This window comes from Arenibaculum pallidiluteum (assembly GCF_017355985.1).
GTDB lineage: Bacteria > Pseudomonadota > Alphaproteobacteria > Azospirillales > Azospirillaceae > Arenibaculum > Arenibaculum pallidiluteum.
Genome location: NZ_JAFIQU010000019.1, coordinates 70,726 through 91,142, shown reverse-complemented (window position 1 = coordinate 91,142; position 20,417 = coordinate 70,726). Strand labels below are relative to the sequence as shown.

Genomic DNA, 20,417 nt, shown 5'->3' with positions numbered 1-20,417 from the left:
CAGGACCAGCCGATGAAGGGACAGCAGATCGAGGCCGGCGCGCCGCTCCTCCGGGTCGAGGGGTTGCGCACCGAGTTTGAGACCCGCGCCGGCGCCGTTCGCGCCGTCGACGGCGTCGACCTGGAGATCCGGCGCGGCGAGATCCTGGGCCTGGTCGGGGAATCCGGCTCGGGCAAGTCGGTCACGGGCCTGTCCCTGCTGGGACTGGTGGACCCGCCCGGCCGGGTCGGAGGGCGCATCCTCTTCGAGGGCGAGGATCTGGCTCGGGCCGGCGAGCGGCGGCTGCGCCACATCCGCGGCGCCCGCATCGCCATGATCTTCCAGGACCCCATGATGACGCTGAACCCCGTGCTCAGCGTCGAGACGCAGATGGTCGAGGCGGTGCTGGCCCACGCCCGGGTCACGCGCGAGGAGGCGCGGCGCCGGTCGCGCGACGCACTGGCCCGCGTCGGCATCCCCAGCCCCGAGGAGCGGCTGCGGGCCTACCCCCACCAGTTCTCGGGCGGGATGCGCCAGCGTGTCGCCATTGCCATTGCCCTGCTGCACGCGCCGGCGCTGATCATCGCGGACGAGCCGACGACGGCGCTGGACGTCACGATCCAGGCGCAGATCCTGTTCGAGGTGCAGAAGCTCTGCCGCGAGACCGGCACCGCGCTGCTCTGGATCACCCACGACCTCGCGGTGGTCTCGACCCTGGCCGACCGCATCGCGGTGATGTATGCGGGCCGGATCGTCGAGACCGGGTCGGTTGCCGAGGTGATCGACACGCCCCGCCATCCCTACACGCGCGGGCTGATCAATTCCGTGCCGAGCCGGAACCGTCGCGGCCAGCCGCTGGCGCAGATCCCGGGCATGACGCCGTCGCTCCTGGACCTGCCGCGCGGCTGCGCCTTCCGGCCGCGCTGCCCGCGTGCCCAGGAGGACTGCCAGGAGGAGCCCGGCCTGTTCGGTGCCGGACACCGCTGGCGCTGCTTCCATCCGGAGCCCGTTCCCGCGATGGGTCCCGCCACGGAGGTCCGGGCATGAGCGCGCCTATTCTCGAGCTCCAGGGGCTGAGCAAGCGCTTCGCCAGCCGCCTCGACCTCGCCGAGCGCATCGCCAAGGCGCTGGGCGCCCGGGTCGAGGAATACGACGTCCAGGCGGTCAGCGATGTGTCCCTGGCCGTGGCCGAGGGCGAGGTGGTCGGGCTGGTCGGCGAGTCCGGCTGCGGCAAGAGCACCCTGGCGCGCATGGTCGCCGGCATCCTCCCGCCGAGCGCCGGCACCTTACGCTGGCGCGGGCGCGCCCTGGCCGAGCTCCCGGCCGAGGAGCGGCGGCGCGCCAACCTCGCGGTCCAGATGGTGTTCCAGGACCCCATGGCCTCGCTGAACCCGCGGCTCAGGATCGGCGAGATCATCGGCGAGGCGCCGCGCTTCCACGGCATCGTCGGCGCGGGCGAGGCCGAGGACTACGTGGCCGGCATCATGCGGCTGGTGGGCCTCGACCCCGCCTATTCCCGGCGCTATCCCCACCAGTTCTCGGGCGGGCAGCGCCAGCGGGTGGGCATCGCGCGGGCCCTCGCGGTGAAGCCGGACTTCCTGGTCTGCGACGAAAGCGTCGCGGCCCTGGACGTGTCGATCCAGGCGCAGATCATCAACCTGTTCATGCGCCTGCGCGAGGAGCTGCGGCTGACCTACCTGTTCATCAGCCACGACCTTGGCGTGGTCGAGCACATCTCCGACCGCACGGTGATCATGTATCTCGGCCGGGTCGTGGAGGCGGCGCCGACGCCGGAGCTGTTCGCCGCGCCCAACCATCCCTATGCCCGCGCGCTGCTCGCGGAATCGCCGCGCATCGACACCCGCAAGCGGGCCTTCGCCCCCATCAAGGGCGAGATCCCGTCCCCGCTCGCACCGCCGCCGGGCTGCACCTTCCACCCCCGCTGCCCGCACGCCATGGAGCGCTGCCGGCGCGAGGCGCCGGCGCTGCGTGAAATCGCACCGGGCCGCCTGTCGGCCTGCCACCTCAATGACGTGACCTGAGACCGATGATCCCGTCGCACACCCTGATCCGCCCGTCCGCGGACGCTCTTCCGCTGCTGCTCGACAGTCCGCATAGCGGAACCGGCTATCCCGACGACTTCCGGCCCGCCGCCCCCATGTCCGTCCTGCGCAGGGGCGAGGACATGTATGTGGACGACCTCTACGCGGAGGCGCCGCGGCACGGGGCGACGCTGCTGCTGGCGGGCTTCCCGCGGGTCTATCTGGACGCGAACCGCCCGGCGGACGACATCGATCCCGAGCTGCTGGCCGATCCCTATCCGGAGCCCATCAACCCGGGCCCCAAGACCCGCATCGGCAAGGGGCTGGTCTGGCGCATGGCGGCGCCGGGCGTGCCGATCTACGATCGCCTTCTCCCGGCCGCCGAGGTGAAGGCCCGCATCGACCGCTACTGGCGGCCCTATCACGGGGCGCTGCGCGCCGAGCTCGACGCGCTCCACGCGCGCTGGGGCGCGGTCTGGCACATCGATTGCCATTCGATGCCCGCGGTCAGCGACGACCTCTCGGAGGAGGGGCCCGGACAGCCGCGGGCCGACTTCGTGCTCGGCGACAGGGACGGCACCACCTGCGAGCCCGGCTTCACCCAGGCGGTCGCCGCCGCGCTGCGCGGTCTCGGCTACGACGTCAGGCTCAACGACCCCTACAAGGGCGTCGAGCTGGTGCGCGCCTATGGCGACCCCGCGGCCGGGCGGCACAGCCTCCAGGTCGAGATCAACCGGCGGCTCTACATGGACGAGGCGAGCTTCGCGCGGGCGCCGGGCTACGGGCAGCTGAAGACCGATCTCGGCCGCATGGTGGCCGCCGTCGCGGACTACGTGCGCGGGAGGGTGGCGCGATGAACGGGCGGGACCTCGTCTCCTACGGGATGCTGCGCGACCTGATCGCCTTCGATACGACCAGCCGCAACTCCAACCTGGACCTGATCCGCTTCGTGCAGGACTACCTGGACGGGCTCGGCATCGAATCCGAGCTGGTCTTCGATGCGTCCGGGACCAAGGCCAATCTCTTCGCGACCATCGGCCCCCGGGACCGCGGCGGCGTCTGCCTGTCGGGCCACACCGACGTGGTGCCGGTGGACGACCAGGACTGGAGCTCGGATCCCTTCGCCCTGGCGGAACGGGACGGCCGGCTCTACGGCCGCGGCACCGCCGACATGAAGGGCTTCGTTGCGGCGGCGCTCGCCTTCGCGCCGGCCTTTGCGAGGGCTCCGCTGAAGACGCCGATCCACTTCGCGTTCTCGTATGACGAGGAGGTCGGATGCGTCGGCGTGCGCGGCCTGCTCGAACGCCTGCGCGACCGGCCGATCAAGCCGCGCCTGTGCCTCGTGGGCGAGCCCACGAACCTGCAGGTGATCATCGGGCACAAGGGCAAGCTGGCCATGCGGTGCCACGTGCACGGCCATGCCTGCCACTCGGCCCTGGCTCCGCGCGGCGTCAACGCCGTCGAATACGCGGCCGAGGTCGTGGCCTACCTGCGGCGCATGGGGCGGAAGTTCCAGGAGCACGGACCCTTCGACCACGACTTCGACGTGCCTCACACCACGGTTCACACCGGCTGGATCCAGGGCGGCGTCGCGCTGAACATCGTGCCGACCGACTGCGCCTTCGAGTTCGAGTTCCGCCACCTCCCGGACCATCTGCCGGGTCCCCTGCTGGACGAGGTCCGGCGCTACGCGCACGAGGTGCTGGAGCCCCAGATGAAGGCCGTGCAGCCCCATGCCGGCTTCACCTGGGACGAGATATCGAGCACGCCTGGGCTCGACACCGACCCCGCCGACGGGGTGGTCACGGCGGCGAAGTCGCTGGTGGGCCAGAACGGCCATTCCAAGGTCGCCTTCGGCACCGAGGCCGGCCTGTTCCAGAAGCTCGCCGGCATTCCCGCCGTCGTCTGCGGTCCCGGCGACATCGCCCAGGCGCACAAGCCCGACGAATTCATCGAGATCGACCAGCTCGCGAAGACGGAGGCCATGCTCCGGCGCCTGCTGGAGGCGGCGGAGGCGGGGCAGGTCTAGGGCGGCGTTCCCCGCCCCGGGCTTCCGTCTTCGCTCCCGCGGGCCTCAGCGCCCGCGCGAGGCCAGTGCTGCCAGCTTCGCGAGATGGGCGGCCACGAAGTCCCGGGTGGGCTGGTGCGTCAGCCGGCCCTGCTCGTCGAACTTCGCCTTGGCGTCGCCGATCGCGACCTCGGGCCCGCTGACGGTCTGGCCGTTCAGGAAGACCAGGATCTGGCGCAGGTGGTGGTTTGCCATGATGCCGCCCAGCGCGCCGGGGCTGGCGGTCATGATGGCGACGGGCTTGCCGTCGAAGGGCTGGTCCGGCGCCCGCGAGGCCCAGTCGATCGCGTTCTTCAGGATCGCGGGCACCGAGCGGTTGTATTCCGGCGAAACCAGAAGCAGGGCGTCGGCCGCGCGCATGCGCGTGCGGAGCGCCTCGACCACGGGCGGGAAGCCCGCCACCCTGACGTCGTCGTCATACATCGGCAGCGGCGCGATGTCGGCGATCTCGATCTCCATCCCGGCCGGAGCCAGCTCGCGCGCCGCGTGCAGCAGTGCCGTGTTGTAGGATCCCTTGCGCTGGCTTCCCGAAATGCCGAGGACGCGGATCGGGGTGGAGGGGGGCGTGGACGTGGTCATGATGTGATGGCTCCAGGGGGTTAGGACTCGCCGAGGGCGAGTGGGGTCTCGGGCAGACGCTTCAGCTCGGCCGATATCCGGGCGCTGAACTCCCGCAGCAGGGCGAGCCGGGTCTCGACCATGGTCCGCAGGTCGATCTTCTTGGAATGGGACGAGCTGTTCAGCGCGGCGACGACGCGCCCGCGCGCGTCGAGGACGGGGACCGCCAGCGCGACCACGCCGTAGGCGAGCTCGTCCTCCGCGGCGGCGTAGCCCTCGGCCCGGCAGCGCGCGACGATCTGCGCCAGCGCCTCGGGGTCCGTGACGGTGCGGCTGGTGAGGGGACGCAGGTCGCTGGACGCGAGACAGGCGCGCAGCCGCTCCTCGGGCAGGGCCGCGAGCAGCACGCGGCCCATCGAGGTCGCATAGGCCGGGAAGCGGCTGCCCACATGGGCCTCGAGGCGGACCAGCGTGCGCGCCGACGCACGGGCGAGATAGACGATCTCGGTCCCGTCCAGGACGCTGAGAGAGGCCGAATCGCCCGTCGCCGTCGCCAGCTCGGTGAGGTGCGCCCGGGTCAGCTCCTCGACGTTCAGCGATTCGAGAAAGGCGCTGCCGAGGTCGAGAACCCGTGGCCGCAGGAAGAACCGCCTGCCGCTCACCCCGACATAGCCGAGCTCCTGAAGCGTCAGCAGGCAGCGCCGCGCCGTCGCCGGGGCGAGGCCGGTGATCTCGGCGACCTCGCTCAGGGTCAGGTTCGGATGCCCCGCATTGAAGGCCAGGATGACCTGCAGCCCCTTGGCGAGGCCGCCCATGCCCTCCTTGCGGCCTTCCTCGGAGCCGGAGGCTGATGCATCGAGCTGTCTTGACATGGATCGTTGGCGTCACGTAGCATTTCGCTATGTGAAGCTATTTTCGTATTCCGAAATTGTCAACACCGGCGAAGCCGGTCCTTGATCGCTCCATCGGCCCCGTCCGCCGCGATGCCGGCAGCCGGGGCGGTTCCGAAAGCTCCAGGTGAGGCCCCGCCCATGAAGATCGGCCGGCAAGACGATCCCTCGACCTCGATCTCGACCTCCGACGCTCACACCATCACCGTGCGCGGGCAGGACCTCTGCCGCGACCTGATCGGCAAGATCGACTTCACCGAGTACTTCTTCCTGCTGGTGACGGGCGAGCGCCCGACCGAGATGCAGCGGTTCTTCCTGAACTGCACGCTGGTCGCGATCGCCGAGCACGGGCTCGTCCCCAGCGTCCAGGCGGCGCGCATGACCTATGCGGCAGCGCCCGACGCGCTGCAGGGCGCAGTGGCCGCCGGCATCCTCGGCTGCGGCAGCGTGGTCCTCGGAAGCTCCGAGGCGGCAGGACGCTTCCAGCAAGAGATCCTGGCCGAGGCGGATGCCCGCGGCACCGGCATCGAGGAGGCCGCGCTCGCCTGCCTGCGGCGCCTCAAGGCGGATCGCAAGGCCGTGCCCGGCTTCGGCCATCCGCTGCACAAGGACGGCGACCCGCGCACGCACCGGCTGTTCGACCTCGCCAAGGAGAAGGGCGTCGCGGGACGCCACGTCGAGGCGGTGGAGACCTGCGCGCGGCTGATCCCCGAGGTCTACGGGCGGCCGCTGCCCATCAACATCTCGGCGGGCATCCCCGCGGTGATGCTGGACGTCGGCTTTCCCGCCGCGGTGCTCAAGGGCATCCCGATCCTGGCCCGCACGGCGGGCCTGATCGGCCATCTCAACGAGGAGGCGCAGCGCCCGATCGGCTTCGTCCTGTCCTATCACGGCGGGGAGGCCATCCGGTACGACGCGGCCGGCGCGGGATCGACCAGCGGCAAGGGGAGCGACACGCCATGACGCGCAGCGGCATGCTGGACATCCTCAAGGGGGTGCGGGTGCTCGAGATCGGCACCTACATCACCGGCCCCGCGAGCGCCATGATGCTGGCGGATCTCGGCGCCGACGTCGTGAAGATCGAGGCGCCGGGGACGGGCGATCCGTTCCGCGCCTTCGAGGGCGGCCTCTACAGCCCGCACTACCAGTCCTACGGCCGCAACAAGCGTTCGGTGGAGCTGGACACCCGCAAGCCCGAGGACCTGGCGCGGTTCGATGCGCTGCTTGCCGGGGCGGACGTGTTCATCCAGAACTTCCGCCCGGGCGTCGCGGCCAAGCTGCGGCTCGACCATGCGCGGCTGTCGGGCATCAATCCCCGCCTGGTCTACTGCGCGATCTCGGGCTTCGGAGCCTCCGGCCCCTATGCCGAGCGGCCCTGTTACGACGCGGTCGCGCAGGCGATCGGCGGGTTCCTGGGGCTGATGGTCAATCCGGAGAACCGGCGCGTGACGGGTCCGGCCATCGCCGACGCGCTGACCGGGATCTTCGCGGCCTACGGCATCGTCTCCGCCCTCTACGAACGGGAGCGGACGGGCAGGGGCCGGCTGGTCGAGCTGTCGATGATGGAGGCCATGGCCTATTTCAACATCGACGCCTTCACCCACTATTTCTCCGAGGGCGAGGTGATGGGGCCGTACAGCCGGCCCCGCGTCTCGCAGTCCTACGTCCTCGAATGTTCCGACGGGCGGTGGGTCGCGCTCCACATGTCCTCGCCGGCCAAGTTCTGGGAGGGACTGGCGGACGCCATGGAGCGGCGGGACATCATCGAGGATCCGCGCTTCTCCGACCGCAAGGGGCGGATCGAGAACCAGGAGGCGCTGCTTCCGATCCTGCGCGAGGTCTTCCGGACCCGTCCCCGTGCCGAGTGGATGGCGCGGCTGGAGGCGCGCGGCGTGCCCTTCGCGCCGCTCTACGACAGCAGCGAGGTGGAGGAGGATCCGCAGGCGCGCCATCTCGGCCTCTTCATCGATGGCGAGCATCCGACCCTCGGCCGCTTCAGGAACGTCCGCTTCCCGATCACATTCGACGGAACGCGCGCAACCGCCTTCGCGCCACCGCCGCTGCTGGGCGAGCACAACGAGGAGATCCTCGGCGCGGAATCCCTGGGCGAAGTGGGCAAGGCCGCGGCTGCGCGCCGTACGCGGGAGGACCGGTAATGGACCGCGCGCGGCGGTGGTGCCTTGGCGGTGCTGTCGGTGCCGCCGAAGTTATGCTTGACTCACGAACAATCGGTTCCAGCATTGTTTCGTGCTGCGAAGCCTGTTTCGGATAACGAAAGCCGGGGCGCCGGACGAGCCTTCATGGGCCGCGGTGCCGGATTGCGTGAACCGCGGCCGCGCCAGACGGGCCGGTCCGCAGAATGAGGCAGGGGGATCCAATGCCGTACGTCACCGAGGAGAACATCACGGACGTCGCGATCGAGCGCTGGGCGACGTGCCATTCGCCCCGCATGCGCGAGATCATGACGTCTCTTGTGAAGCATCTGCACGCCTTCGCCCGGGAGGTCGAGCTCACCCATGAGGAGTGGCTGGCCGGCATCCAGTGGCTGACGCGGACCGGGCAGATCAGCGACGACAAGCGCCTGGAGTTCATCCTGGCCTCCGACGTGCTCGGCCTCAGCATGCTCGTCGTGATGATGAACGGCCGGACGCCCACCGGCGCCACCCCGAACACCGTCCTCGGCCCCTTCCACATCGAGGGATCGCCCGAGCTGCCCAATGGCGGTGACATGGCGGGCGACGCGTCCGGCGAGCCCTGCTTCGTGACGGGGGTAGTGCGCGACCTCGACGGCAATCCGGTCCCCGGCGCCGTGCTGGACGTCTGGCAGGCCGACGGCGACGGCGTCTACGAGGCCCAGATGGCCGGCCGCGAGGAGCCGCTCCTGCGCGGCATCTACCGCTCCGGGCCCGACGGGCGCTACTGCGTGCGCACGGTGACGCCGCTGGGCTACTCGATTCCCATGGACGGCCCGGTGGGCGACCTGATCCGCCAGACCAGCATCAGCGAGTACCGGCCTGCCCACATCCATTTCCTGGTCGAGGCGCCGGGCTACGAGCGCGTCATCACCCATCTCTTCCGCGAGGGCGACGAGTATCTCGACACCGATGTCGTCTTCGGCGTGCGCAGGGAGCTGATCACCCAGTTCCGGCGCATGCCCGACGGCCCGACGCCGACCGGGGAGGTCTCGTCCACGCCGTTCTGGCAGATCGACTTCGACATCGTGCTGAACAAGGCCGCCTGAAACCGGCTCCGGGCGGCGGCGTCCGCGGCCCGGAGGCAAGGGCGCCACCACCGAGGGCAGAACAGCCGGACAACCGGCATCGAGGGAGGAAACAGCGTCATGAAGATCAATCGGCGTGAGTTCGCGGTGCTCGGGGCCGGCGTCTCGGCGGGTCTGGCGATGCCTGCGATCTGGACGGGTGCGCGGGCGCAGGGCCAGCCGATCCGCGTGGGCTGCAGCGTGTCGCTGACGGGCGCGCTCGCGAGCACCAAGAACTCGCTCATCGGATACGAGCTCTGGCGGGACGACGTGAACGCGGCCGGCGGCCTGCTCGGCCGCAAGGTCGAGTTGGTGGTCTACGACGACCAGAGCTCGCCCGCCGCCGTCCCCGGCATCTATTCGAAGCTCGTGGACGTGGACAAGGTCGACCTGCTGTTCTCTCCCTATGGCGCGAACCTCACCGCGACGGTGATGCCGTTGGCCAAGCAGCGCGACCGGATCATCATCGGCATCCTGACGCTCGCCTCCAACGACCGGCTGAAGCACGACAAGTTCTTCCAGGCCGCTCCCTGGGGTCCCAATGGGGCCGAGGACTGGGCGCGCGGCTTCTTCGACCTCGCGATCGCCAACAAGCTTCAGCGCATCGCCATCATCGCCGCCGACACCGAGTTCTCGAAGACCGCGGCCGCCGGCGGCAAGCGGGTCAGCGAGGCGGCCGGCCTCAAGGTGGTGATGAACCAGGTCTACCCGCCGACGCTGAACGACTTCTCGGCGATCCTCCGGAACCTCAAGGCGGCCGAGCCCGAGGCTGTCTTCCTGTGCTCCTATCCCCCGGATTCGACGGCGATGGTCCGCGGCCTGTCCGAGATCGGGGTGGGCGAATCCGTCAAGCTCTTCGGCGGCGGCATGGTGGGGCCGCAGTATGCCTCGCTGCTGCAGACGCTGGGTCCGGCGCTGAACGGCATCGTGAACTTCCACCTCTACGTTCCAGAGCCGACGCTGAAGTTCCAGGGCATCGAGGGCTTCCTGACGCGCTACCAGGCCATCGCCAAGGAGCGCCAGGTCGATCCGCTGGGCTTCTACATCCCGCCCTTCTGCTATGCGGCGGGCCAGATGCTGTCCGAGGCCGTGAAGGCCACGGGCACGCTGGAGGAGGCGAAGCTCGCGCAGTGGCTGCACGGGAACCCAGTCGAGACGATCGTCGGAAAGATCGCCTTCAACGAGCTCGGCGACTGGACGGAGCGGCGCGTGCTGATGGCGCAGTTCCGCAACATCGCCGGCAACGATCTCGAGCAGTTCCGCCAAGCCGGCAAGCAGGTCGTCCTCGACCCGCCGGCGCTCAAGAGCGGCGATCTCGTCCCCTTCGCGAAGGCCCGCGCCTGAGCCGGGACGGCTGTCCCGCGCCGCAATGCACGGCGCGGGACGGCCGCTGCCGCGCGCTTCAGCCCCGGCACATCACCCGCAAGCGCATCAACCCGCAAGCGCATCACCTGGGCCCAATGGATCCCGTGAAACTCCGATGATGCTCATCGATCTTGCCGCAAACGCCCTGGCCAGCGGCGCCGCCCTCGGCAGCATCTACGCGCTGCTCGCCATGGGGCTGGCGATCACCTTCGGCCTGCTGCACGTTCCCAATGTCGCGCATCCGGCCATCGTGGTCGCCGGCGCCTATGCCGTCGCGCTGGCGAACGGGTATGGCGCCGACCCGCTGCTGGCCGCGCTGCTGCTGACCGTGCCCTTCTATGTCCTCGGGCTCGGCTTCTACACCTTCTACTCCCGCGCCTTCGAGCTGCGTGGTCGCGGCAACTCGCTCCAGAGCCTGACGCTGTTCTTCGGCGTCGCCCTGGTGATCGAGATCGGACTGGTCATCGCATTCGGCACCGACCTCCGCTCCGTCTCGGTCCCCTATGTCGGCCAGAGCCTGTCCGTCGGCTTCGTGACGCTGCCCTACCGCTTCCTGGTGCCCGCGCTGGTGACGCCGGCGGTGATCCTGGCGCTATGGCTCTACCTGACGCGCACCCATGGCGGCCTTGCGCTGCGCGCGGTCGCGCATGACGAGCGGGCGCTCAGCATCAGCGGCATCGACCCGAGCTCGGTGAAGCGGCACGCCTTCGGCCTCGCGACCGCGCTCGCTGTCCTCGCGGGCGCGGCGCTGATCATCACCGGCCCGGTCGATCCATTCACCGACCGCTCGCTGCTCGGCCGCGTCTTCGCCGTCGTCGTCCTTGCGGGGCTGGGCTCCATTCCCGGAACCCTGGTCGCCGCCGTCCTGATCGGCGTCGCCGAGGCCTTCGTCACCACCTTCGTCAGCCCGTCCTGGGCGCCGGGCGTCGCCTTCGCGATCCTGCTGGGCACCCTGGGCCTTCGGCCGAGCGGCCTTTTCGGAGCATCGCGATGATGCGGACAGGGACCTTCGCGACCATCGCCGTGCTGCTGGGCGCGGCCGGCTTCCTGCTGCCCCAGGTGGTCGCCAACCCATACTACTTCTATGCCGGCTACGTGGTGCTGCAGTACATCGTGATCGCGACGGGGTGGAACATCCTCGGCGGCTACGCGGGCTACATCAACTTCGGCACCTCGGCCTTCTTCGGGGCGGGCGTCTACACCTCGGCCTACCTGATGCAGGCCTTCGAGGCGCCGCTCGTGGTCCAGATCGTCGCCGCGGCGCTGGTCGGCGTGGCGCTCGGCGTCGCGACGGGTTACCTGACGCTGCGCATCCAGGGCGTCTATTTCTCCATCGCGACGCTGGCCCTGGTGGTCGTGCTCGAGACGGTGGTGCACAACACCGAGGCGCTCGGCGGGGCCAGCGGCCTGACCACCATCGGCCCGCCGCCGCCGGCCTGGTTCAAGGGCCAGACCCAGTACGTCTTCTGCGTGATGCTGGTCCTGGCGCTGCTGGCCGTGGTGATCGCCCGCTGGATCGAGACCTCCTGGCTGGGCCGCGGCTTCCGGGCGATCCGGGCCAGCGAGCCCGCCGCCGAGAGCTGCGGCGTCCCGACCCTGCGCATGAAGCTGATCGCCTGCGCCATCAGCGGCGGCATCATCGCCGCGGCCGGCGCCCCTTACCCCTCCTACGCCTACCATGTGGAGCCGGTCAGCGCCTTCGGCCTCCTGATCGCCCTGAACGCCCTCGCCATGCCGCTGATCGGCGGGACGCGGTCCTGGATGGGACCCGTCATCGGCGCGGTCCTGCTCGGCACCATCCAGCAGGTCGCTACGGTCACGATCTCGTCGGAATACAACATCCTCGCCGTCGGCCTGCTGCTGATCGCCTTCGTGGTCGCCGCGCCCGAGGGTCTTCTGGGCCTCCTGTCGGCGGTCCGGGGCGGGGTGCGCTGGTCGGCCAAGCCCGCGAGGAAGCCCGCATGACCGCCCCGCTTCTGTCCGTCCGCCAGGTCGAGAAGACCTTCGGGGCCCTGCGCGCCCTGGGCCCGGTCGAGCTGGATCTGCGCCCCGGCGAGCGCCTGGGCCTGATCGGGCCGAACGGGTCCGGCAAGACCACGCTGATCAACTGCATCGCGGGGCTTCTTGTCCCCACCGCCGGCGCCATCGTCTATGCCGGCGAGGACGTCACGCGCCGGCCCGCCCACAAGCGGGCGCGCATGGGCATCGCGCGCAGCTTCCAGATCCCGCGGCCCTTCACCGGCATGACCGTGCTGGAGAACCTGTTCGTGCCGCTGGACTATCTCGGCCGCGGCGCGGGCGATGCCAGGGCGCGGGCAGAGGGCGTCCTCAGGTCGATGCGGCTCGACGGCCGGCGCGACGCGCCGGTGGAATCCCTGTCGCAGCTCGAGCTGCGCAAGCTGGAGCTCGCGCGCGCCCTCGTCACCGAGCCGCGGCTGCTGATCGCCGACGAGGCGATGGCCGGGCTCGCCGATTCCGAGATCGACGAGATCCTGTCGCTGCTGCTCGACCTGAACCGGACCGGCGTGGCCGTCATCATGATCGAGCACATCATGCACGCGGTGATGCGCTTCTCCGAACGCGTGATCTGCCTGGAGACCGGCCGGATCATCGCGGAGGGGACGCCGCAGTCCATCGTCGAGGACCCGCACGTTCAGAGGGTGTATTTCGGTGAACAACAGAATCGTCCTTGAGCGGGTCAGCGCCGGCTACGGCGCGGTGACCGTCCTTCACGACGTGAGCCTCGAGGTCCGCGAGGGCGAGCTGGTCGCCCTGCTCGGGATGAACGGCAACGGCAAGAGCACGCTGCTGAACTGCATCCTGGGATTCGTGCGGCCGACATCGGGCCGGATCCTGATGGAATGGGGCGGGCGAGTCACCGACCTCACGGCGATGCGTCCCCACGACATCGTCAATCTCGGGATCGGCGCCGTGCCCGAGGGACGGCGCCTCGTCCCGACCCTGAGCGTGGAGGACAATCTGAGCCTCGCCGGCGGCGTGCGCCGCGGTCGCGGTTCGCCGGCCGAGACGCTGGCCTTCTGCTACGAAACCTTTCCGATCCTGCGCGAGCGTCGGCGCCAGGCCGCCGGCACCCTGAGCGGCGGTCAGCAGCAGATGCTGGCGATCGCGCGCGCGCTGATGACCGCGCCGCGCTTCATGGTCGTCGACGAGCCCTCGGTCGGCCTGGCCCCGATCGTCGTGGACCAGGTGATCGACGCCGTCAAGCAGCTCCAGACCGCGCGTGGCATGACGATCCTGATGGCCGAGCAGAGCTTTTTCCAGGCCGTCGAGGTCGCGGCGCGGGCCTACGTGCTCTCCCATGGCCGGATCATCCGCACGGTCGAGCAGGGCCGGGAGCTCGCCGACGGCGAGGAGATCCGCAGGACCATGATGGGCATGGCGTAAGGAATTCCGCGGACATTCGAGGAGGGTCAGATGCTCTTTGCGATCCATGCCCTGGACAAGCCAGGGGCGCTGCCGACGCGGCTTGTGAACTACGACGAGCACAAGCGGTTCCTGGCGGATACCAGCCCATTCGGGGTGCGCATCGTGATGTCGGGGCCGCTCGTCGCCGATGACGGCGAGACCATGGTCGGCAGCCTCCTGGTCGTCGAGGCGCCCGATCGCGCCGCGGTCGAGCGGTTCAACGCCGCGGACCCGTTCCACCGAGCGGGCATCTGGCAGGGCGTGACGATCACCGGCTTCATCCGCCGGCAGGGCTGAGGGTGCATGCGGGTCTGGCGGAGGGCGGCAACATGACCATGGATTCAGGCGCGATCGGCTGGATCGGGCTGGGGAAGCTCGGGCTTCCCATGGCCGCGCGCCTCGTGGCCGGCGGGCGCGGGGTTATGGGATACGATACCGATCCGGCTCGGCTGGACTTGGCGTCGCGATCGGGAATCGGCGTCACGGCCAGCGCTGCCGAGGCCGTCCGCGGCAAGGCCGTGGTGTTCACCTCGCTGCCGGATGACGGTGTGCTGCGCACCGTCCTCCTGGGCGCCGGCGGGGCAGAGGGAGGGGCAGCGGGAGGAGCAACGGGCGGAGGAGCTGGAGGCGGATTGCTCGCCCTGATGGAGCCGGGCTCCATCCTGGTCGAGACCAGCACGGTCGGCGCCGAGGCCTCGGCCGAGGTCGCCCGCGCGGCCGAGGGGCGGGGCATCGCCTGCCTGAGGCTGCCGATATCCGGCAGCTCCGCCCTGGCCGAGACGGGCGCGGTCACCTGCTTCGCCTCGGGCCCGCGCGCCGCCTTCGAGGCCGTGCTGCCGGATCTCGGCTGCTTCACCCGGGCCCAGACCTATCTCGGCCCCGGCGAGGAGGCGCGCTACGCCAAGCTCGCGGTGAACCTGATGATCGCGGCCTCGGCCGGCATGATGGCCGAGGCGCTGGCGCTGGCGCGGCGGGGCAATGTCGGTTGGCAGGACATGCTGGCGGTGCTCTGCGAGAGCGCCGTCGCCTCGCCCTTCGTGAAGTACAAGGTGGGCCCGCTGGCCGCGCGCGACTTCACGCCGACCTTCTCGTGCCGGCAGATGGCCAAGGATCTCGACCTGATCCTCGACGCGGCCGGGCAGGCGAACGTCCCGGTGCCGCTTGCCGCACTGCTGCGCCAGACCTACGCGGCGCTGATCGCCGAAGGGGACGGGGAGGCCGACCTGATCGCCGTCGTGCGCCACGCCGAGCGGCTGTCCGGCCTGGGCGAGCCCGGCTGACCGGAAGGATGCCATCCATGCACCATGTCCTGCGCGCCGTCGACATCCGCCCCATGCCCGCCTATCCCGGCCATTCGGCGGGATTCAGGCGTGCCCCGCTCGTCGACCGGGCGGCCGGCGCCGTGCATACCGGGCTGAGCGCCTGCCGGCTGGAGGCCGGCGGGCATGTGGACACCCACGTCCAGAGCTTCGAGGAGTACTTCTACATCACGGCGGGTGAGCCGACGCTGGTCCTCGACGGCAGGGCCTTCCCGCTGGTGCCGGGAAGCTGCGGGGTGGTGCCGGTCGGGACGAGCCATGCCTGGCTCGGGCCCGCCGATGGGACGGCGGCCTGGATCGACCTGTCGACGCCGATCCCCCGCGGGTCCGGCGAGCCCACGGATACATTCTTCCTGGGCCCGCCCCGCTATGCGGAGCGCGAGCCCCTGGACATCCGGGACCCGCGCGCCCGCCACCTGTTCCGGATGAGGAATGACGACATCACGCTCGACAAGCTGAAAGTCGGCGCCCGGGTGGACGCGCCGACGGTCTCGGCCAGCATGGCGACCGCGCTGCTGGCCTACAGCGGCATCGCCGTGAAGATGCTGGTCGACCAGCGCCTGTCGGCGGCGCTGGCCACGATGTTCATGGTCGAGTACCAGCCCGGCGGCGTCGCGCATCCGCACGACCACCCGCTGGAGGAGGCGTACGTGATCCTGGAGGGCGAGGTCGAGGCCACCGCCGACGGCGCGACCTATGTCCTCGGGGAGGGCGACGTCTTCTGGACGGGCGTCGGTTGCATCCACGGCTTCGTCAACAGGACCCAGCGGACCGTCCGCTGGCTGGAGACCTCCTCGCCCCAGCCGCCGGCACGCCATTCCTACCGCTTCAGCCGCGACTGGGAATACCTCGAGGCCAAGCTCGCCGCCGCCGGGCCGCCGGACCGGGGTTAGCGGCCGCTCTCGGGGGGCCTCGGGCGTCAGGACGGCAACGCGCCCGCCCGGGCCTTCAGGCGTCGCCGGACCGGCAGCATCGCCAGCGAAATGACGATGCAGTAGAGGCCCATGGCCGCGACCTGCGCGGGATAGGCGATGCCGGCATCGATCAGCGTTCCCGTGAGGCCGGGGCCCACGGCCGAGGCGAAGACGAGCAACGCGGTGACCAGCGCCCGGATGGCGCCGAGATGCCGCACTCCGTAGATCTCGGGCCACAGGGAGCCGAAGAGCGCCAGCGAAAAGCCGTTGGACACGCCGTACAGCGCCATGAAGGCGAAGACCGCCCATTGCTCCGGCATCGTGCCGATGACGAGGCAGGCGAGCCCCATCGGCAGAAGGTACAGAGGCAGCAGCGCGACCGCCGAAAACCGGTCGACGAGCTGTCCCGCCAGCAGCGCGCAGGCGACGGTCATGGCCGCGTAGAGCGAGAAGGACGAGGCGAAGATCCCGATCGACCAGCCGCGCAGCTCGACCAGGTGGACCTGATGGAAGAAGATCGCCGTGCCGATGAAGGCCGGCGGCATCATGGCCAGAAGCACCGGATAGAAGAGCGGGTCGCGCAGCACCTCGGCCCGTGTCCAGTCGCGCGCCGTCGCGGCGGGGGCAGAGGGGTCGGAGGCCCGCGGCGTCCTCTCCACGGCGGTCAGCGCGGCGATCGCCGGCAGCGCCGCAAGGATCAGCACGGCCGCCCCCAGCAGCCAGGTGTCGCGCCATCCGACGGCCCCGGCCAGCGCGACGAAGACCAGCGGGAACAGCGCCTCGCCAGTGTTGAGGCCGAGGGTCGCCAGCGTCACCGCCCGTCCGCGCTGCGCCGAGAACCACCGCCCCATCAGCGTGAAGGCGGTATGGGACATCATCCCTTGGCCGAACAGGCGCAGCACGTAGATCGTGGCGAACAGCAGCGCCACATGGCGGGACAGCGCCATGGCCGCCGTCGCCAGCGCCAGCATTGGCACGATCAGCACGGCGACGCGGCGCGGGCTCCAGCGGTCGACGATCTGGCCGAAGCGCGTCAGCGTCAGCGCGCTCGCCAGGGTGGCCCCCATGTAGAGCGCGCCGAACCCGCCGTGGGAGAGTGCGTATTCGCGGCGGATGTCGCCTGCCGACAGCGAGATGAAGTAGGTCTGCCCGAAGGCGGAGAAGAAGAAGAGCAGGTAGCCCGCCGCCAGCCAGCGGGCATTCTCGCCGAGGAACCGCAGGAACCGCATGCCAGGGACGCTCACCGCTTCCAGAAGCCGGGGGTCAGCAGGACGAGCACCGTCAGGACCTCGAGACGTCCGAGCAGCATCGCGAAGCACAGCGTCAGCTTCGCTGCGGGCGAGAGCGAGGTGTAGTTGCCGGCGGGGCCGACCACGTCCCCGAGGCCGGGGCCGACGCCGGAAAGCGCGGATGCGACGGCGCTCGTGGCGCTGAGGAAGTCCAGTCCCGTCCAGGCCAGAGCCAGGGACAGCGCCGCGAAGGCCAGCACGAAGACCACGACGAAGTTCACGACCGACTGCACCACGTCATCGGTCAACGCCTTGCCCGCGTAGATGACCATCGTGACCCGGTGCGGCGTCACCATCCGGCGCAGCTGCGCGCGCAGCGACAGGATCAGGACCTGCCAGCGGAAGATCTTGATCGACCCGCTGGTGGACCCCGTGCAGCCCCCGACGAAGAACAGGGCGAAGAACGCGGCCGTTGCGAACCCGCCCCAGGCACCGTAGTCGTCCGATGCCAGCCCGGTCGTGGTGACGACCGAGGTGACGTTCACGGCGACGTGGGCAAGGATCTCGTGGACGGCCATCTCGTCCGGAAGATCGGTCTGCAACATGGCCCAGCCGGCCATGACGGCCCAGGCTGCCAGCAGGAAGCTGATGAAGGTCCTGACCTGCTGGTCGTGGAAGGCCTCGCGGCCCTGAAGCCAGAAGCGCACGTAATAGGTCATCGGCAGCGCACCGGCGATCATCGAGACGGTCGCGACCCAGTAGTGCGCCACGCCGGGGAAGGCGGCCAGCGAGGCGTCGCGGGTCGAGAAACCGCCGGTGGACACGGCGGACATTCCATGGGCGATCGCGTCGAACCAGGGCATGCCCGCCAGGTAGAACCCGAGGGCGGAGAGCATGGTCAGCGTGACGTAGACGGTCGCGATCGTGGCCGCGAGATCCTGCGCCTGGCCGAACAGCTTGTCGGACCGGTCCGAGGATTCCGTACGGAAGAGCTGCATGCCGCCGACACGCAGGAACGGGAACACCAGGAGCGTCATCGCCACGATGCCGATGCCGCCGATCCAGTTCAGCAGGATGCGCCACAGCAGCGGGCCAGGTGGCAGCGCATCCAGCCCGACGATAACCGTGCCTCCCGCGGTGGTGAGGCCCGATGTCGCCTCGTAGAGTGAATCGACCACCGACAGCTTGGTGGAGGAGAAGGCGAAGGGCAGCGCCGCGAAGACGGACAGGACCGTCCATGCGAGCGTCGTCAGCATGAAGGTCTCGCGGACGGTGACCGTTCCCGGCCTCTTCCCTCCCGAGGCAAGGACCAGGGCGCCGCCGACGCCGGCGGTCACAAAGGACGAGATCGCGAAGGCCGTCCAGTCCGAGGAGCCCGCAAGCCCGTCCGCCGCCGCGGGAACGGCCATTGCCGCGGCCTCGCCGACGAGAAGCCATCCGACCACATGGATGATGGACCGCATCGGGTTCCCTTATGCCGCGCGGCCGTGGCTGGCTGCCGGCCGGGCCCGCCCGGGTCCCGCTTCGCCGCCGGGATCGCGGATACACGCCGTCGCCGAGCGCGCGGACCGGACCGGCGCTGCGACTTCCGTGGTGCAGACGCCGGGGGCAGGCCGCGGTCGGCCGGCAGGCCGAGGCCAGGCGCGGGAAAGGGTGAGCGACATGGAGCGGAAACAGCCGTTGCGGTGGATCGTCAGCGTGCCCGTGAACATCGCCCGGTTGCGAACGGGCGTCGAGCCCGATCTGGGGCCCATGCGCCGCCTGCGGCCCGCAACGAGGCGGCCGCAGGGTGGCTCACGGTGGCCCGCGGCGCCCCGGCCGGCAGGCGCCGTCCACGCGGGACGGGCCTTCCGGGCCGCTTCTCACGTCGCCTCGCCCCGTCTAGCAGGCGGCCGGCGCAGGGCGCGGATCAGCATCGGCGAGAGCCAGATCGCAATGGTCACGATGCCCAGCCCGGCTGCGATCGGGCGTTCGAAGAAACCGAGGAAGCTGCCGTCCGCCTTGATCATGGAGGTGACGAAGTTCTCCTCCAGCAGCGGGCCCAGGACAAGGCCGAGGATCGCGGGCGCCACCGGGAAGCCGTTCTCCTCCATCAGGAAGCCCAGCAGGCCGAAGACGAGCATCACGACGATGCCGAAGGGGGTGTTCTCGATGGCGAAGGCGCCGACGATGCAGAACATCAGGATGCACGGCATCAGGATCCTGCGGGGAACTCGCAGGATGTGCCGGGCCATCTTGATGGCCGCCCAGCCCAGAGGGATCATGATCAGGTTGGCGAGGATGAAGACGATGAATACCGCATAGATGTTCTGCGGCGAGTTGATGAAGATCGTCGGGCCGGGATTCATGCCCTTGATGTAGAGGACGCCGATTGCGACGGCGGTGATGGAATCGCCGGGGATGCCGAAGACCAGCGCCGGCACCCAAGCACCGGCCAGGGCCGCGTTGTTTGACGAGGTGCTCTCGATGATCCCCTCGGCATGGCCGGTCCCGAACTTCTCGGGCGTCTTGGACAGCCGCTTGCTCATGGCGTAGCTGACCCAGGCGGCGATATCGGCGCCGGCACCGGGCAGTGCGCCGATCGCGGTGCCGACCACGTTGCCGCGCACCTGCTGGACCCAGTACCGCCGCAGCAGCGCGCCCCATCCGCGGAACAGGTTGCCGGCGACCGACTGCGGCACGCCTTCGGTGGTCGTCGGCGACAGCATGTGCCGGAACACCTCGGCCACGGCGAACATGCCGATCATGGCCGCGATGAAGTTGACACCACCCAGCAGGTCCGGGCTGCCGAAGGTCAGGCGCGGCAGGCCGGCAGGGTTGTTCAGGCCGATGGTGGCCGCGAACAGGCCGATGCACAGGCTGATCAGCCCCTTCACGGGCGAGCCCGTGCCGATGAACACCGCGCAGGTCAGGCCCAGCAGTGCCATCCAGAAATACTCGAAGGAGCTGAACTGCAGGGCCACCTCGGCCAGCGTGGGAGCGGCCAGGATCAGCACGACGGTGCCGAACATTCCGCCGACCGCCGAGAACAGCAGGTTGGCGCCCAGGGCCTGCTCGCTCTGGCCCTTGCGGGTCATGGCATAGGCTTCGTCCGTATAGGCGGCCGAGGCCGGCGTGCCCGGGATGCGCAGCAGAGTACCCGGGATGTCGCCGGCGAAGATCGCCATGGCCGAGCAGGTCACGATCGCCCCGACGGCGGGAACCGGGTCCATGAAGAAGGTCACGGGCACCAGCAGCGCTACCGCCATGGTGGCGGTCAGGCCCGGAATTGCGCCGACGACCAGGCCGAACGCGGCGGCCAGCGTGATGGTGAGCAGCACCGACGGCTCGAACACCATCCGGAGCGCGAGGAGAATCGCATCCATTCC

At 70.0% G+C, this 20,417-nt stretch carries 20 protein-coding genes; 15 read left to right on the top strand and 5 right to left on the bottom strand.

What is annotated here, in order from left to right; genetic code table 11:
• The first annotated feature begins 12 nt into the window (after nucleotides 1-12).
• Genes JUB13_RS26330 through argE form a run of 4 tightly spaced genes read left to right on the top strand, consistent with a single transcriptional unit; the run spans nucleotide 13 to nucleotide 4,050 of the window.
• Nucleotides 13-1,026: an ABC transporter ATP-binding protein gene (locus tag JUB13_RS26330; protein WP_207484450.1), complete on the top strand. Its 1,014-nt coding sequence runs from the start codon at nucleotides 13-15 to the stop codon at nucleotides 1,024-1,026.
• Nucleotides 1,023-2,021 carry an ABC transporter ATP-binding protein gene (locus JUB13_RS26325; protein WP_207484448.1) on the top strand — a complete coding sequence of 333 codons (999 nt, stop codon included), beginning with the start codon at nucleotides 1,023-1,025 and terminating at the stop codon, nucleotides 2,019-2,021. The genes JUB13_RS26330 and JUB13_RS26325 overlap by 4 nt, the downstream gene beginning before the upstream one ends.
• A 5-nt stretch (nucleotides 2,022-2,026) precedes the next feature.
• The gene (locus JUB13_RS26320) at nucleotides 2,027-2,878 is read left to right on the top strand and encodes an N-formylglutamate amidohydrolase (RefSeq protein WP_207484440.1); all 852 of its coding nucleotides are present in this window, start codon (nucleotides 2,027-2,029) and stop codon (nucleotides 2,876-2,878) included.
• Nucleotides 2,875-4,050, top strand: a complete 1,176-nt coding sequence (gene argE, locus JUB13_RS26315; protein ID WP_207484438.1) for an acetylornithine deacetylase — start codon at nucleotides 2,875-2,877, stop codon at nucleotides 4,048-4,050. The genes JUB13_RS26320 and argE overlap by 4 nt, the downstream gene beginning before the upstream one ends.
• A gap of 45 nt (nucleotides 4,051-4,095) precedes the next feature.
• Here argE and JUB13_RS26310 read toward each other — a convergent pair whose 3' ends face one another.
• Both JUB13_RS26310 and JUB13_RS26305 read right to left on the bottom strand, forming a co-directional pair.
• Nucleotides 4,096-4,668 carry an NADPH-dependent FMN reductase gene (locus tag JUB13_RS26310; RefSeq protein ID WP_211115643.1) on the bottom strand — a complete coding sequence of 191 codons (573 nt, stop codon included), beginning with the start codon at nucleotides 4,666-4,668 and terminating at the stop codon, nucleotides 4,096-4,098.
• 20 nt (nucleotides 4,669-4,688) lie between these two features.
• A complete protein-coding gene (locus JUB13_RS26305; protein ID WP_236025239.1) occupies nucleotides 4,689-5,519 on the bottom strand; it encodes an IclR family transcriptional regulator domain-containing protein in 831 nt (276 codons plus the stop codon).
• 159 nt (nucleotides 5,520-5,678) lie between these two features.
• On the opposite strand from JUB13_RS26305, the gene JUB13_RS26300 reads away from it, so the two are divergent.
• From JUB13_RS26300 to JUB13_RS26250, 11 genes are all read left to right on the top strand, one after another.
• Nucleotides 5,679-6,500 (top strand): citryl-CoA lyase, encoded by an 822-nt coding sequence (locus JUB13_RS26300; protein ID WP_207484435.1) that lies wholly within the window; start codon nucleotides 5,679-5,681, stop codon nucleotides 6,498-6,500.
• Complete coding sequence (locus tag JUB13_RS26295; protein ID WP_207484433.1) at nucleotides 6,497-7,693, top strand: CaiB/BaiF CoA transferase family protein; 1,197 nt, start codon at nucleotides 6,497-6,499, stop codon at nucleotides 7,691-7,693. Before JUB13_RS26300 ends, JUB13_RS26295 begins: the two co-directional genes overlap by 4 nt.
• Nucleotides 7,694-7,914: 221 nt before the next feature.
• Nucleotides 7,915-8,778 (top strand): dioxygenase family protein, encoded by an 864-nt coding sequence (locus tag JUB13_RS26290; RefSeq protein ID WP_207484430.1) that lies wholly within the window; start codon nucleotides 7,915-7,917, stop codon nucleotides 8,776-8,778.
• Between the two features lie 99 nt (nucleotides 8,779-8,877).
• A complete protein-coding gene (locus tag JUB13_RS26285) occupies nucleotides 8,878-10,140 on the top strand; it encodes an amino acid ABC transporter substrate-binding protein (protein WP_207484426.1) in 1,263 nt (420 codons plus the stop codon).
• A gap of 136 nt (nucleotides 10,141-10,276) precedes the next feature.
• The gene (locus JUB13_RS26280; RefSeq protein ID WP_207484422.1) at nucleotides 10,277-11,155 is read left to right on the top strand and encodes a branched-chain amino acid ABC transporter permease; all 879 of its coding nucleotides are present in this window, start codon (nucleotides 10,277-10,279) and stop codon (nucleotides 11,153-11,155) included.
• Nucleotides 11,152-12,126: a branched-chain amino acid ABC transporter permease gene (locus JUB13_RS26275; RefSeq protein ID WP_207484419.1), complete on the top strand. Its 975-nt coding sequence runs from the start codon at nucleotides 11,152-11,154 to the stop codon at nucleotides 12,124-12,126. Before JUB13_RS26280 ends, JUB13_RS26275 begins: the two co-directional genes overlap by 4 nt.
• A complete protein-coding gene (locus JUB13_RS26270; protein ID WP_207484404.1) occupies nucleotides 12,123-12,854 on the top strand; it encodes an ABC transporter ATP-binding protein in 732 nt (243 codons plus the stop codon). The genes JUB13_RS26275 and JUB13_RS26270 overlap by 4 nt, the downstream gene beginning before the upstream one ends.
• Nucleotides 12,832-13,566, top strand: coding sequence for an ABC transporter ATP-binding protein (locus tag JUB13_RS26265; protein WP_328703028.1), 735 nt, complete (start codon nucleotides 12,832-12,834; stop codon nucleotides 13,564-13,566). The genes JUB13_RS26270 and JUB13_RS26265 overlap by 23 nt, the downstream gene beginning before the upstream one ends.
• Before the next feature lie 30 nt (nucleotides 13,567-13,596).
• A complete protein-coding gene (locus tag JUB13_RS26260; protein ID WP_207484402.1) occupies nucleotides 13,597-13,884 on the top strand; it encodes a YciI family protein in 288 nt (95 codons plus the stop codon).
• 32 nt (nucleotides 13,885-13,916) lie between these two features.
• Nucleotides 13,917-14,867 carry an NAD(P)-dependent oxidoreductase gene (locus tag JUB13_RS26255; protein WP_207484400.1) on the top strand — a complete coding sequence of 317 codons (951 nt, stop codon included), beginning with the start codon at nucleotides 13,917-13,919 and terminating at the stop codon, nucleotides 14,865-14,867.
• Nucleotides 14,868-14,884: 17 nt separating this feature from the next.
• Nucleotides 14,885-15,799 (top strand): cupin domain-containing protein, encoded by a 915-nt coding sequence (locus tag JUB13_RS26250; protein WP_207484398.1) that lies wholly within the window; start codon nucleotides 14,885-14,887, stop codon nucleotides 15,797-15,799.
• Nucleotides 15,800-15,825: 26 nt separating this feature from the next.
• Here the strand turns inward: JUB13_RS26250 and JUB13_RS26245 are convergent, their stop codons facing one another.
• The 3 genes from JUB13_RS26245 to JUB13_RS26235 form a co-directional block, all read right to left on the bottom strand.
• A complete protein-coding gene (locus tag JUB13_RS26245) occupies nucleotides 15,826-17,049 on the bottom strand; it encodes an MFS transporter (RefSeq protein WP_207484396.1) in 1,224 nt (407 codons plus the stop codon).
• A gap of 11 nt (nucleotides 17,050-17,060) precedes the next feature.
• The gene (locus JUB13_RS26240; RefSeq protein ID WP_236025238.1) at nucleotides 17,061-18,512 is read right to left on the bottom strand and encodes a TrkH family potassium uptake protein; all 1,452 of its coding nucleotides are present in this window, start codon (nucleotides 18,510-18,512) and stop codon (nucleotides 17,061-17,063) included.
• 399 nt (nucleotides 18,513-18,911) lie between these two features.
• Nucleotides 18,912-20,414, bottom strand: a complete 1,503-nt coding sequence (locus JUB13_RS26235; RefSeq protein ID WP_207484394.1) for a tripartite tricarboxylate transporter permease — start codon at nucleotides 20,412-20,414, stop codon at nucleotides 18,912-18,914.
• Nucleotides 20,415-20,417: the final 3 nt, after the last annotated feature.